We start from the raw sequence: 14,110 nt of genomic DNA on the forward strand, positions 1-14,110 counted from the left end.
TCGCGACGTACCGGATGCCCCGCTCCAGTGCGCTGGTTGCGCACGAGGCGGGGCATGACGCAGTTTAGAAAGTTCAGCTCAGTGCTTCGTCCAGGAACGCCTTCAGCTGTGCCTGATGCTTGGACATCAGACCAGTGGCGGTCGCAGCGGAAGCGGCGCGGCCGACATAACGCGGACGCCGGCTCGCGCCGTTCACCTGGTTCAGCACCCATTCCAGATAGGGCTCGATGAAGTGCCAGGCACCCATGTTGCGGGGCTCTTCCTGGCACCACACCACTTCGGCCTTCTTGAAGCGCGACAGCTCGGCCACCAGCGCCTTCAGCGGCACCGGATAGAGCTGCTCGACGCGCATCAGATAGATGTCGTCGATGCCGCGCTTCTCGCGCTCCTCGTAGAGGTCGTAATAGACCTTGCCGGAGCACAGCACGATGCGGCGGACCTTCTCGTCCGGCACGAGCTTGATGGCTTCGTTCGGCAGCATCTGGGCGTCATCATAGAGGATGCGGTGGAAGGTCGTGTCCTTCGCCAGTTCCTCGATGCGCGACACCGCCCGCTTGTGACGCAGCAGCGACTTGGGCGTCATCACGATCAGCGGCTTGCGGATCTCGCGATGAAGCTGGCGACGCAGCACGTGGAAGTAGTTCGCCGGCGTGGTCGGATAGACCACCTGCATGTTGTCTTCGGCGCACATCTGCAGGTAACGCTCGAGGCGCGCCGAGGAGTGCTCCGGTCCCTGACCCTCATAGCCGTGCGGCAGCAGGCAGACGAGGCCGGACATGCGCAGCCATTTGCGCTCCCCCGAGGAGATGAACTGGTCGAACACGACCTGCGCGCCGTTGGCGAAGTCGCCGAACTGGGCTTCCCAGAGGGTCAGCGTGTTCGGCTCGGCGAGCGAGTAGCCGTATTCGAAGCCGAGCACGGCTTCTTCCGACAGCAGCGAGTTGATGACCTCGTAATGGCCCTGCTCGTGGCCGAGATGGTTGAACGGCGTGTAGCGGCTCTCATCCTCCTGGTCGATCAGGACCGAGTGGCGCTGCGAGAAGGTGCCGCGCTCCGAATCCTGTCCGGACAGGCGGACGTGGTGGTTTTCCTGGAGCAGCGTACAGAACGCCAGCGCCTCGCCGGTCGCCCAGTCGATGCCCGCGTTGCCGTCGATCGCCTTGGCGCGGTTTTCCAGGAAGCGCTGGATGGTGCGGTGGACGCGGAAACCATCCGGCACCTTGGTGATCTTGCGGCCGATGTCCTTGAGAACAGGCAGATCAACGCCGGTGACGCCGCGCCGCGCATCCTCTTCCTGATCGGCGATCTTGAAGCCGGACCACTTGCCGTCAAGCCAGTCGGCCTTGTTCGGCTTGTAGGAGGTGCCGGCCTCGAACTCGGCGTCGAGCCGCGCGCGCCAGTCGGCCTTCAGCTTGTCGACTTCACCCTCGGTGACCACGCCTTCGGCAATCAGGCGCTTTGAGTAGAGGGTGAGGGTCGAGGCATGGGCCGCGATCCGCTTGTACATCACCGGCTGAGTGAATGCCGGCTCGTCACCCTCATTGTGGCCGTAGCGGCGATAGCACCACATGTCGATGACGACGGGCTTGTGGAATTTCTGCCGGAATTCGATCGCGACCTTGGCCGCGAACACCACGGCTTCCGGATCGTCGCCGTTCACGTGGAAGATCGGCGCGTCGATCATCTTCGCCACATCCGACGGATAGGGCGAGGAGCGCGAGTAACGCGGATAGGTGGTGAAGCCGATCTGGTTGTTGACGATGAAGTGCACGGAACCGCCGGTGCGGTAGCCCTTCAGGTCGGACAAACCGAAGCACTCGGCGACCACGCCCTGGCCGGCGAACGCGGCGTCGCCGTGCATCAAGAGCGGCATCACCGAGATGCGCATGTCGGGCGGATCGCCGTGCTGGTCCTGCTTGGCGCGGACCTTGCCGAGCACGACGGGATCGACGATCTCGAGATGCGAGGGGTTGGCGGTCAGCGACAGATGGATGCGGTTGCCGTCGAACTCGCGGTCCGAGGACGCGCCGAGGTGATATTTGACGTCGCCGGAGCCTTCGACCGCGTCGGGGTTGGCCGAGCCGCCCTTGAACTCGTGGAACAGGGCGCGGTGCGCCTTGCCCATCACCTGCGTCAGCACGTTGAGGCGGCCGCGATGCGGCATGCCCAGCACGATCTCCTTCACGCCGAGATTGCCACCGCGCTTGATGATCTGCTCGAGCGCCGGGATCAGCGATTCGGCGCCGTCGAGACCGAAGCGCTTGGTGCCGGTAAACTTGGTGTCGCAGAATTTTTCGAAGCCCTCGGCCTCGACCAGCTTCATCAGGATGGCGCGGCGACCTTCGCGGGTGAACGAGATCTCCTTGTCCGGACCCTCGATGCGCTCCTGGATCCAGGCCTTCTGCGCGGCATTGCTGATGTGCATGAACTCGACGCCGAGCGTCTGGCAATAGGTGCGCTCGCAGATCGCGGTGATTTCGCGCAAGCTGCCGTATTCGAGGCCGAGCACGTGATCGAGGAAGATCTTGCGGTCGAAATCGGCTTCGCTGAAGCCGTAGGTACGCGGATCGAGCTCTTCGCGGTTGCGCTGGGCTTCGATGCCGAGCGGATCGAGCTTGGCATGGAAGTGACCGCGCATGCGGTAGGAGCGGATCAGCATCAGGGCGCGGACGGAGTCGCGCGTCGCCTGGAGCAGATCGGCGGAGGAGAGACCGGCGCCCTTGTCACCCCCCTTGGCCTGCGCCTTGGCGGCGATCTTGGCACCGACCGCCTTCTCGACCTCGGCCCAGTTGCCGTCGAGGGCGGAGGTGAGGTCATCCTGCGGGGTCAGCGGCCAGTTGTCGCGCTCCCAGGACGGCCCTTCCGCATTCTTCCGGACGTCGGAAGGCTGGTCGTTCAGGCTCTTGAAGAACTCCTGCCACTCGGCGTCGACCGAGGACGGGTCCTTCTCGTAGCGGGCGTAGATTTCGTCGATGTAGGTGGCGTTGGTGCCCTGCAAAAAGGATGACAGGGCAAAGGCTGCGTTCGCGTCCTGGCGAGACATACTGGAGTTCCTGGCGATTTCGGTTCGCGCATAATAAACGGCGCTGGCACCGAGCTCCCCGGCAGAGGCTCGGCGCGACAGGCACCCTTTACCCTATTTGCTGCGAAACTTCGCCCGGAAAAGTACGAAGAAGTGAATTAGCCCTTCAACTTTTCGGCAAGCGTATGGCCGAGGCGGGCGGGCGACGGGGACACTGTAATCCCTGCCGATTTCATCGCCTCGGTCTTGGAACCGGCGTCGCCCTTGCCGCCCGAGATGATCGCGCCGGCATGGCCCATGCGGCGGCCGGGAGGGGCGGTGACGCCGGCGATGAAGCCGACCATCGGCTTCTTGCGGCCGCGCTTGGCCTCGTCCTTGAGGAACTGGGCGGCATCCTCCTCGGCGGAACCGCCGATCTCGCCGATCATGATGATCGACTCGGTCTTGGGGTCGGCCAGGAGCATTTCGAGGACGTCGATGAACTCGGTTCCCTTGACCGGGTCGCCGCCGATGCCGACCGCGGTGGTCTGGCCGAGGCCTTCCTGGGAGGTCTGGAACACGGCTTCATAGGTCAGCGTGCCCGAGCGGGAGACGATGCCGACCGAGCCGGTCTTGAAGATGTTGGCGGGCATGATGCCGATCTTGCACTCGCCGGCGGTCATGACGCCCGGGCAGTTCGGCCCGATCAGGCGCGACTTGGAGCCGGCCAGCGAACGCTTCACGCGGACCATGTCGACAACCGGAATGCCCTCGGTGATGCAGACGATCAGCGGGATCTCGGCGTCGATGGCTTCGCAGATCGCATCGGCCGCGCCCGGCGGCGGCACGTAGATCACCGATGCATCGGCGCCGGTCTTCTCACGCGCATCGCGCACGGTGTCGAACACCGGCAGGCCCAGATGCGTCGCGCCGCCTTTGCCCGGCGAGGTGCCGCCGACCATCTTGGTGCCGTAGGCAATCGCGGCCTCCGAGTGGAAGGTGCCGTTCTTGCCGGTGAAGCCCTGGCAGATGACCTTGGTGTTCTTGTCGATCAGGATGGACATGAGGTCTGCTTTCGCGAAACTAACAGAGTGAGAGGGTCAGTGGATGCGGCGGTAGACGCCAGTGAGCACGTCGGCCCAGCCTTCCGCGTCCGGCGAGAACTGGATCTTCAACGAGTAGGAATCCTCGTTGATAATTTCGTAGACGTGGCGCGCATTGCCGCGGAGCGAGCCGCGCACCAGCGTCAGGGTATTGCCGACCCACCCGCCGGAAGCGGGCGAAGGCGGCGTATAGCCGAGCGAGTCGTACCAGAACAGTTTGTAGGTCCGGTCGTCGCGGTCGTAGGTGAAGATGCCGTGGGTGGCGAAGATCTGCTTGCCGTCGCGCATCTGCACCGCGTCCTGGATCAGATAGAATCCATTGAGGTCCATGCGCGCGACGACGTGCGAAGTTGCCGGGCCGCCCGCCGTCCAGCGCGACGGGAAGACCACCTCTTCGCCATTCCATTCGCCGGCGAACGCGGCAAGACGCGCGTGCTCGGGAAGCGGAGATGATGCGGCGAGATGGTCCTGGGCCATGGCCTTAGCCTCCCTTGACGGCCTTCACGATCTTCTGCGCGGCGTCGTCGAGATTGTCGGCCGGCACCACGTTCAGGCCGGACTCTCGGATGATCTTCTTGCCGAGCTCGACATTGGTGCCTTCGAGGCGGACCACCAGCGGCACGCTGAGGCCGACTTCACGAACCGCAGCCGTAACGCCCTCGGCGATCACGTCGCACTTCATGATGCCGCCGAAGATGTTGACCAGGATGCCCTTCACGTTGGGATCGGCGGTGATGATCTTGAAGGCGGCCGCGACCTTCTCCTTGCTGGCGCTGCCGCCGACGTCGAGGAAGTTGGCCGGCGACATGCCGTAGAGCTTGATGATGTCCATCGTCGCCATGGCGAGACCGGCGCCGTTGACCATGCAGCCGATGTTGCCGTCGAGCGTGACGTAGTTGAGGTCGTACTTGGACGCCTCGATTTCCTTGGCGTCTTCCTCGGTCTCGTCGCGCAGCGCGAGCACCTCGGGATGACGGAACAGCGCGTTGTCGTCGAACGACACCTTGGCGTCGAGCACGCGGAGCTGGCCCTGCTTGGTCACGACCAGCGGGTTGATCTCCAGCATGGCCATGTCCTTGGCGACGAAGGCCGCGTAGAGCTGCGCGGTGAGCTTCTCGGCCTGCTTGGCGAGATCGCCGGAGAGCTTCAGCGCGTTCGCAACCGTGCGGCCGTGATGGCCCATGATGCCGGTGGCGGGATCGACCGAGAAGGTCACGATCTTCTCAGGATTGTTGTGCGCGACGTCCTCGATGTTGACGCCACCCTCGGTCGAGACCACGAAGGAGACGCGCGAGGTTTCGCGGTCGACCAGGATCGAGAGGTAGAATTCCTTGTCGATATCGGAGCCGTCCTCGATGTAGAGGCGGTTGACCTGCTTGCCGGCGGGACCGGTCTGGATCGTCACCAGCGTGGCGCCGAGCATCTGCTTGGCGAACTCGGCGACCTCGGCGGCCGACTTGGCGATGCGGACGCCGCCCTTGTCGCCGGCCGAGGCTTCCTTGAACTTGCCCTTGCCGCGGCCGCCAGCGTGGATCTGGCTCTTCACCACATAGACCGGACCGGGCAGCGCCTTGGCGGCGGCTTCCGCGTCAGTGGCCTTGAGGACCGGCACGCCCTTGGAGATCGGAACGCCGAACTCACCCAGCAGCGCTTTGGCCTGATATTCATGGATATTCATATGGTCGCTCCCTGAACCCGCGGGCGGTGACCTCTAGGGCCCACCTCAGTCTTGTGGCTGGCATACCATATACCACAGGAACTGCAACCCGGATTCTTTGACTTCGAGATCTCTGGACTGCTGACCCGGAACCTGTCCCGACAACCGGGCCCCGGAAATGAAACCGCCGAAGACCGGTTTTCGGACTTCGGCGGGAAGTGTTTGGCTCTTAGCGGCCGAGAAGATCGGGGGCGATCTTCTTGCAGGCGTCGACCAGGCCCTGCACCGCGCCGACCGACTTGTCGAAGGCCTCGCGGTCCTTGCCGGCGAGCTCGATCTCGACGACGCGCTCGACGCCCTTGGAGCCGATCACGACGGGCACGCCGACATACATGTCCTTCACGCCGTATTCGCCGTTCAGGTACGCGGCCGAGGGCAGCACGCGCTTCTTGTCACGCAGATAGCTCTCGGCCATCGCGATCGCGGACGCGGCAGGCGCATAGAAGGCCGAGCCGGTCTTGAGCAGGTTGACGATCTCGGCGCCGCCGTTGCGGGTGCGGTCGACGATCTCGTCGAGGCGCGCCTGCGAGGTCCAGCCCATCTTGACGAGGTCGGGCAGCGGAATGCCGGCGACGGTGGAGTACTTCACCAGCGGCACCATGGTGTCGCCATGGCCACCGAGCACGAAGGCGGTGACGTCCTCGACCGAGACGTTGAACTCGTCGGCCAGGAAGTAGCGGAAGCGGGCCGAATCCAGCACGCCGGCCATGCCGACGACCTTCTTGTGCGGCAGGCCCGAAGCCTTCTGCAGCGCCCAGACCATCGCGTCGAGCGGGTTGGTGATGCAGATGACGAAGGCGTCGGGGGCGTACTTCTTGATGCCGGCGCCGACCTGCTCCATGACCTTGAGGTTGATGGAGAGAAGATCGTCGCGGCTCATGCCGGGCTTGCGCGGCACGCCGGCGGTGACGATGCAGACCTTGGCGTTGTCGAGCGCCTCGTAGGAGTTCGCGCCGGTGTAGTGCGCGTCAAAGCCGTCGACCGGCGAGGACTGCGCGATGTCGAGCGCCTTGCCCTGCGGCACGCCTTCGGCGATGTCGAACATCACCACGTCGCCCAGCTCCTTCAGGCCGATGAGATGAGCCAGCGTTCCGCCGATCTGACCGGAGCCAATCAAAGCAATCTTGTCGCGCGCCATGTGAGCCTGTCCTTTAGACACGTAAGGTGGGGAAAACTGAGAGGGTGGTTATCCCTTTCGCCTCCCCCGTTCAAGTCGCCGGATGCCCAATTGTCGGGCTTGGCGCGATTCCAACCCGCAGACCTAAAGCCTTCATTCCGGGGCACCCGCGCCATTGCGCGGGCGAACCCGGAATTTCGAAATGGTAGCGCGAGATTCCGGGTGCGCGCTGGTGCGCGCCCCGGAATGACAGCGCTAGCGAAATAGGACTTAAGTCTCCACCAGCCCCTTGGTGGAGCCGCTTGCGGTGGAATCCTTGCGGCCGTGAGCCAGCGCCAGATAGGATTCCGAGCTCATCTCGATCAGGCGCGACGCCGTCCGCTTGAACTCCATGGCCTCAACGCCCTCATGGGCCAGGTAGAGCGAAATCGGGTTGGCATCGGCCGAGGCCATCAGCTTCACGGCATTGTCATAGAGCGCGTCGATCAGCGTGATGAAGCGCTTGGCGGCGTTGCGCTGGGACTGGTCCATCACTGGAATATGGTCGACCAGGATGGTGTGATAGTCGTGCGCCAGCCTGAGGTAGTCGGATGCGCCCAGCGGCTTCTCGCAGAGATCGGCAAACGAGAACCGCGCCACGCCATGGGCCGAGCACGGCACGTGCAGGATGCGGCCCTTGATCGAAATATCGCGCGACTTGCATTTGGCGCTGCCCGACATCCGCGACCAGGCGCGGTCGAGCGCCGCGTCCGCATCAGCGTCCGCCGGCGTCAGCCACATCGGCACGCCCTGAAGTTTTTCCAACCGGAAGTCGGTGCGCGCATCGAGCCGCGCGACGTCCATGTGGTCGGTGATCTGCTTGATGAAGGGCAGGAACAGCGACCGGTTCAAGCCGCCCTTGTAGAGATCATCAGGCGCGACGTTGGAGGTCGCGACCACGACGGTGCCGAGCTCGAACAATTTGGCGAACAGGCGTCCGAGGATCATCGCATCCGCGATGTCGGTGACGTGGAATTCGTCGAAGCAGAGCAGCCAGCTCTCCTCGAAGATCGCATTCGCGGTCAGCGCGATGACGTCGCTGTCGGCGATCTCGCCGCGCGCGATGCTCTGGCGATAATCGTAGATGCGCTCATGCACGTCGGCCATGAATTCGTGGAAATGCGCCCGCCGCTTGTGCTCGACCGAGGCGTGCTGGAAGAACAGATCCATCAGCATGGTCTTGCCGCGGCCGACCTCGCCATGGATGTAGAGCCCGCGCGGCGCCTCATCCTTGTCACTGCTGAACAGGCGGGCGAGCAGGCCCTGCTTGCGCTGCGGCTTGTAGTCCGCGAGCCGCAGGTCGAGCGCCGCATAGGCTTCGGCAACCTCGGCCTGCGCAGCATCGGGCTCGATCGCGCCGGAGGCGATCTGGGCCTGATAGGCTTCGCTGAAGGGGGAACTGGGGGTCGAGAGCATGGCCCTTTACCGCCAGAGACCGGCGGAAATTGCAACCGCGTATTGGCGCAACGGCTTATGCGCTTGATTTTCAGAGGAGATCGCCGACCTTGACGCCCTCCTAGCCTATTACACCCCATTTAGGTAGAATATACCTATTTAGGAACTAAGGATCCTCATATGGCCCTGAGCATCAAGGACCCCGAAACCGAGCGGTTGGCACGGAGTCTCGCGCAACTGACTGGCGAGAACATCACGACCGCGACCAAGCGCGCCATAGAGGAGCGGCTGCGTCGGCTCGGGGGTCAAACGCGCAAAGACGCGCTACTGGAAGACATGGCCGAGATCAGGCGTCGCTGGAGCGAAATGCGCGTCGTGGACGACCGCACGCCTGAGGAAATTCTCGGATACGACGAGCATGGATTGCCACGCTGATGGTGATCGACACATCGGCGATCGTGGCAATCGCGCTCAACGAAGACGATGCAGCCGATATTGAGCGACTGATTGTGGATGATCCGATCCGCCTGATCTCTGCAGCCACGGTGCTTGAAGCAACGATGGTGATCGAAACCCGGCTGGGCGATTCAGGCGGGCGTGAGTTCGATCTCTGGCTCGTCAAGCTCGGTGCAGAGATCGTCGCGGTCGATGCCGTGCAAGTCGATGCCGCACGGCGCGCCTGGCGGCGCTACGGCAAGGGGCGTCACGCCGCGTCGCTCAACTACGGCGATTGCCTCTCTTACGCGCTGGCTATGACTCGCGGCGAACCTTTGCTTTTCAAAGGCGAAGACTTCGCAAAGACCGACATCAGTCGAGCAGGCGCTGCGCCGCTGCGGTAACGCCGCCGAGTTTGGGAGCCTACTCACACAGCTCGTAGGCGTCCTCGACCACATACGGCCCGCCGCCAGTGGAGGCGCGCGACGAGAACAGCACAAACCGCTCCGCCATGAACGCCTTGCTCGGGAAGTAGCCACGCAGCGAGAGATAGTCGGCGACGTCGCGATCGGAGGCATCGTGCAGCCGGGCGAGCGTGACATGCGGGATGAACTTGCGGCCTTCAGGGTTGAGACCGATCCGCTGCATCATGCGCTCGAGCTCGGCCTGCAATTCCATCAGCGGCCTGCTCGGCGCGATCGTCGCAACGACTGCTCTCGGCTTGCGGCCGCCGAAGCTCGTCAGCCCCTGCACCTTCACCTCGAAGGGCTTGCGATCGACGCGAAACAGCATCGATGCGATCTCGTTGGCGGACAGGCCGTCGATATCGCCGATGAAGCGCAGGGTGACGTGATAATTTTCGGGATCGATCCAGCGGGCGCCGGGAAGGCCACCCCGCAAATTGGAAAGCGTCTGGCTGACTTCGGCCGGGATTTCCAGACCAGTGAACAAACGCGGCATCGTTTCGCACTCCCGATGCTTGGGCATGATCCGAGGGACAGACCATATCCAAATTTTAGAGCCGGTGACGAATCACCGGTACCCTGATTCCTATCGCAGTTGTGTGACTCTGCGAAGCATCGCGCGCCTCACCCCGGTAAAACCCTGGGTATGACGGTTGGCGCTGCCCGCTTTTCAACGCCGTTGCTCAGCGATGGTGCCAAGGAATGCCTCCACGGTGGGCATGATGTTGCCGACGATGATGTCGACGCCGGCCGCAGTCGGATGAATGCCGTCGGCCTGGTTGAGCTTCGCGTCGGCCGCAACGCCCTCGAGAAAGAACGGATAGAGCGGCACGTCGAATTTCTTCGCCAGATCCGGATAAATCGAATTGAAGCGCGCGGCATAGTCGGCGCCGTAATTCGGCGGCGCCAGCATGCCGCACAGCATCACCGCAATCTTGCGCGCCTTCAGCCGCTGGACGATGTCGGTGAGCGCGGCGCGCGTCAAATCGGGATCGACGCCGCGCAGGGCGTCGTTGGCGCCGAGCTCGACGATGACGCCGTCGGTTCCGTCGGGGACCGACCAGTCGAGCCGGTCACGGCCGCCCGAAGAGGTGTCGCCGGAAACGCCGGCGTTGGTCATGTCGACCTCTATACCTTTGTCCTGCAAGGATTTTTTGAGCTTGGCCGGGAACGAATCCTGGGCCGAGAGGCCGAGGCCCGCACTCAGGGAATCGCCGAGGACGACCAGCTTGATCGGTTTGGCCGCCGGCTGGGCCTGCAACGACGGCGTTGTCGCGATCGTCATCAAACCGAGCATCAACACGGCTATGTGCATGAACAATCCGTAACGCCTCTCGACCGCGCCATCGGAGTTGCCATATGACCGGACCATGGACACTCGCATCGAACCCTCGTCGCTCACCGCTGCCGCGGACACCATCGCCATCTCCAACGTCAATCTCTCATTGGGCACGGGCGCGGCACGCGTTCACATCCTCAAGGATATCAGCCTGCGGGTCGCCTCGGGCGAGACGATCGGCCTGATCGGCCCGTCAGGCTCGGGCAAATCCACGCTGCTGATGGTGATGGCGGGGCTGGAGCGTCCTGATAGTGGAGAGGTGGTGGTATCGGGCACGCCTTTCAATGCCCTCGACGAGGACGCGCTGGCCCGCTTCCGCGGCCGCCAGGTCGGCATCGTCTTCCAGTCCTTTCATCTGATCCCGACCATGACGGCGCTGGAGAACGTCGCGGTGCCGCTGGAGCTCGCCGGCAATCCCGATGCCGCAACGCGCGCGGCGCAGGAGCTGCAATCGGTCGGGCTCGGCGACCGCCTGCATCATTATCCGACCCAGCTCTCCGGCGGCGAGCAGCAGCGCGTCGCACTCGCCCGCGCGCTGGCGCCCGATCCCGCCATCCTGGTCGCGGACGAGCCGACCGGCAATCTCGACGAGGCCACCGGAAAGCAGATCGTCGATCTCCTGTTCAGCAAGCACGCCGAGCGCGGCATGACCCTGGTACTGGTCACGCACGATTCCTCGCTCGCGCATCGCTGCGACCGCGTGATCCGGCTGCGCTCGGGCCGCATCGACACGCAGTCTGCGCCGGCATGAGCGCCTCGGCCCAACCGTTCGCGAAGCCAAACGGCATCGCGCTGTCCCTGCGTTACGCGCTGCGCGAATTGCGCGGCGGCCTGCGCGGTTTCTATGTCTTCATCGCCTGCATCGCGCTCGGCGTGATGGCGATCGCCGGCGTCGGCTCGGTGTCGGCGAGCCTCTCCGACGGCTTGGCCCGCGAGGGCCGCACGCTGCTCGGCGGCGACGTCTCCTTCGTGCTGTTCCAGCGCGAAGCCAAACCTGAAGAGGTCGCCTTCCTGCGCTCACGCGGCACGGTCTCGACCGCCGCGACCTTGCGCGGCATGGCGCGCGCGGCCGATGGCCAGCTCGCACTGGTCGAGATGAAGGCGGTCGACGACACCTATCCGATGCTGGGACAGCTGACGCTGGCGCCACAGCTGCCGATGTCCGAGGTCCTTGCGATGCGCGACGGCGCGTTCGGCGCCGCCGCCGATCCGACGCTGCTGGCGCGGCTCTCGCTCAAGACCGGCGACCGCGTCACCATTGGCTCTGCGACCTTCCAGATCCGCTCGACCGTCGAGGCCGAGCCCGACAAGCTCGCCGGCGGCATCGGCTTCGGCCCGCGCTTCCTGATCAGCGAGGCGGGCCTGCGCGCCACCGGCCTGATCCAGCCCGGCAGCCTGGTGCGCTGGGTCTACCGGGTGAAGCTGCCCGATACGGCGAACAACGAGCGCGCCACCGAAGCCTTTATCGCGGACGCGCGGAGCGCCGCGCCGCAGGCCGGCTGGGAAATCCGCAGCCGCTCCAACGCCTCGCCGCAGCTCGAACGCAACATCAACCGATTCACGCAATTCCTGACGCTGGTCGGCCTCGCCGCGCTGCTGGTCGGCGGGGTCGGCGTCGCCAATGCCGTGAAGAGCCATATCGACCGCCGGCTCGAAGTGATCGCGGCCCTCAAGGCCGTCGGCGCCACCGGTCGCGACGTGTTCGGGATCTATCTGGCGCAGGTTCTCCTGCTCGCAGGCATCGGCTCGATCATCGGCCTTGCGCTCGGTGCCGCCATGCCATTCGCGATCGTCGGCCTGTTCGGCAAGCTGCTGCCGCTGCCGGTGGTGCCGGCCGTGCATGCCGACGAGCTCGCGCTGTCCTTCGTCTACGGCCTCCTGACCGCGCTCGCCTTCGGCCTGTGGCCGCTCGGGCGCGTCCATGACGTGCCAGTGGCCGCGCTGTTCCGCGACACCATCAGCTCGGAATGGCATCGGCCGCGCGCGAGCTATCTCGTGTTCATGGGCGTGGTGATCGCGCTGCTGATCGCGGTCGTGATCGGACTGTCGTTCGACAAGCGCATCGCGGCGGTGTTCGTGGCCTCCTCGGTCGTCGTGTTCGCCCTGCTGCGCGGCATCGCCGCCCTGCTGATGGCCATCGCGCGGCGGCTGCCGCGGACGCGGCTGCCGATGCTGCGGCTGGCGATCGCCAACATCCACCGGCCGGGCGCGCTGACGCCCTCGGTGGTGCTGTCGCTGGGGCTCGGGCTCGCCGTGCTCGTCACCATCACCCAGATCGACGGCAATCTGCGCCGGCAGTTCCTCGCAGCCCTGCCCGACCGCGCGCCGTCCTTCTTCTTCATCGACATCCCGAGCACGCAGGCCGAGCAGTTCGACGGTTATCTGCGCCGGATTGCGCCGGGCGCGACGGTCGAAGACGTGCCGATGCTGCGCGGGCGCATCGTCGCCGCGCGCGGCGTGCGCGCCGAGGAGCTCAAGCCAACCACCGATTCGGAGTGGGTGCTGCAGAGCGACCGCGGCCTGACCTATACCGGCGAGCTGCCGAAAGGCTCCAAGGTGGTCGAGGGCGAATGGTGGAGCGCCGATTATTCCGGCCCGCCGCTGGTCTCGATGGAGAAGAAGATCGCCGACGGGCTCGGCCTCAAGCTCGGCGACCAGGTCGTGGTCAACGTGCTCGGCCGCGACATCCCGGCCAAAATCGGCAATCTGCGCACCATCGACTGGCAGGGGATGGGCATCAACTTCGTTCTCGTATTCTCGCCGAACGCCTTCAAGGGCGCCCCTCACACCCACATCGCGACGCTGACGGAAACGGCCGGAACCGCGGCAGGCGACGGCAAGATCATCAAGCAGGTCGCCGACGCCTATCCGATGGTGACGAGCGTGCGCGTGCGCGAGGTGATGGAGACGGTCGGCTCTGTCGTGACCAATCTGGCGCTGGCGATCAGCGGCGCCAGCGCCGTAACCCTGATCTCGGCGATCCTGGTGCTCGGCGGCGCACTCGCCGCCGGCCATCGCCACCGGGTCTACGATGCGGTGATCCTGAAGACGCTGGGCGCGACGCGGCTGCGGCTGCTCGGGGCCTATGCGCTGGAATACCTCCTGATCGGGCTCGCGACCGCGGTGTTCGGGGTGATCTCCGGCAGCATCGCGGCCTGGATGATCGTGACGCGGCTGATGACGCTGAGCTTCGTCTGGCAGGCCGGCAGCGCGGCCGGCGTGGTCGCGGCCGCGCTCGTCGTCACGGTCGGACTCGGGCTCGCGGGCACGCTGCTGGCGTTGAACAAAAAGCCCGCCACGGTGTTGCGGAATTTGTGACAAAATGTAGCGGATGGCTGCACGAGAGCAGAATCGCACGATTTCTGCGATTAACCACGACTGCCCGTCAGGTTCGCGTCAGGATTGCCGCCAAGGGCGACATTCAGCCGCGCGTGGAAGGTTGCAGCTAATGTGTTAGTTTCCCACATATCGAATGGGTTCGGAGCCCCGATTGTTAGCCA

General features: G+C 64.8%; 12 protein-coding genes. 4 read left to right on the plus strand and 8 right to left on the minus strand.

Translation table 11 applies throughout. From position 1 onward, the window contains the following. Positions 1-73: 73 nt before the first annotated feature. From GGD65_RS20510 to zapE, 6 genes are all read right to left on the minus strand, one after another. Positions 74-3,043, minus strand: a complete 2,970-nt coding sequence (locus GGD65_RS20510) for a 2-oxoglutarate dehydrogenase E1 component (RefSeq protein WP_018318869.1) — start codon at positions 3,041-3,043, stop codon at positions 74-76. Between the two features lie 137 nt (positions 3,044-3,180). Then, positions 3,181-4,065 (minus strand): succinate--CoA ligase subunit alpha, encoded by an 885-nt coding sequence (gene sucD, locus GGD65_RS20515; protein WP_018318870.1) that lies wholly within the window; start codon positions 4,063-4,065, stop codon positions 3,181-3,183. A gap of 36 nt (positions 4,066-4,101) precedes the next feature. Beyond that, positions 4,102-4,581, minus strand: a complete 480-nt coding sequence (locus GGD65_RS20520; protein WP_018318871.1) for a DUF1579 family protein — start codon at positions 4,579-4,581, stop codon at positions 4,102-4,104. Between the two features lie 4 nt (positions 4,582-4,585). Then, positions 4,586-5,782, minus strand: coding sequence for an ADP-forming succinate--CoA ligase subunit beta (sucC, locus tag GGD65_RS20525; protein WP_183236448.1), 1,197 nt, complete (start codon positions 5,780-5,782; stop codon positions 4,586-4,588). 208 nt (positions 5,783-5,990) lie between these two features. After that, a complete protein-coding gene (mdh, locus tag GGD65_RS20530) occupies positions 5,991-6,959 on the minus strand; it encodes a malate dehydrogenase (protein ID WP_008145224.1) in 969 nt (322 codons plus the stop codon). Between the two features lie 249 nt (positions 6,960-7,208). After that, entirely contained in the window at positions 7,209-8,393 is a 1,185-nt protein-coding gene (gene zapE / locus GGD65_RS20535) for a cell division protein ZapE (protein WP_018318873.1), read from the minus strand. Positions 8,394-8,552: 159 nt separating this feature from the next. On the opposite strand from zapE, the gene GGD65_RS20540 reads away from it, so the two are divergent. Together GGD65_RS20540 and GGD65_RS20545 are read left to right on the plus strand one after the other, a co-directional pair. Next, entirely contained in the window at positions 8,553-8,807 is a 255-nt protein-coding gene (locus GGD65_RS20540) for a type II toxin-antitoxin system VapB family antitoxin (RefSeq protein ID WP_018318874.1), read from the plus strand. Next, positions 8,807-9,211, plus strand: coding sequence for a type II toxin-antitoxin system VapC family toxin (locus GGD65_RS20545; protein ID WP_183232752.1), 405 nt, complete (start codon positions 8,807-8,809; stop codon positions 9,209-9,211). Before GGD65_RS20540 ends, GGD65_RS20545 begins: the two co-directional genes overlap by 1 nt. Positions 9,212-9,230: 19 nt before the next feature. Here GGD65_RS20545 and thpR read toward each other — a convergent pair whose 3' ends face one another. Further along, positions 9,231-9,767, minus strand: a complete 537-nt coding sequence (thpR, locus tag GGD65_RS20550) for an RNA 2',3'-cyclic phosphodiesterase (RefSeq protein ID WP_026202086.1) — start codon at positions 9,765-9,767, stop codon at positions 9,231-9,233. A gap of 174 nt (positions 9,768-9,941) precedes the next feature. Then, on the minus strand, positions 9,942-10,586 hold the full coding sequence (locus GGD65_RS20555) for an arylesterase (protein ID WP_026202087.1): 645 nt from the start codon (positions 10,584-10,586) through the stop codon (positions 9,942-9,944). A 55-nt stretch (positions 10,587-10,641) separates the two neighbouring features. Here GGD65_RS20555 and GGD65_RS20560 point away from each other — a divergent pair, with 55 nt between their 5' ends. Together GGD65_RS20560 and GGD65_RS20565 are read left to right on the plus strand one after the other, a co-directional pair. After that, positions 10,642-11,361: an ABC transporter ATP-binding protein gene (locus GGD65_RS20560; RefSeq protein WP_018318878.1), complete on the plus strand. Its 720-nt coding sequence runs from the start codon at positions 10,642-10,644 to the stop codon at positions 11,359-11,361. Next, on the plus strand, positions 11,358-13,928 hold the full coding sequence (locus tag GGD65_RS20565) for an ABC transporter permease (protein WP_183236449.1): 2,571 nt from the start codon (positions 11,358-11,360) through the stop codon (positions 13,926-13,928). Before GGD65_RS20560 ends, GGD65_RS20565 begins: the two co-directional genes overlap by 4 nt. Positions 13,929-14,110: the final 182 nt, after the last annotated feature.

Source organism: Bradyrhizobium sp. CIR18 (assembly GCF_014198295.1).
In the GTDB taxonomy this organism is placed as follows: Bacteria; Pseudomonadota; Alphaproteobacteria; order Rhizobiales; family Xanthobacteraceae; genus Bradyrhizobium.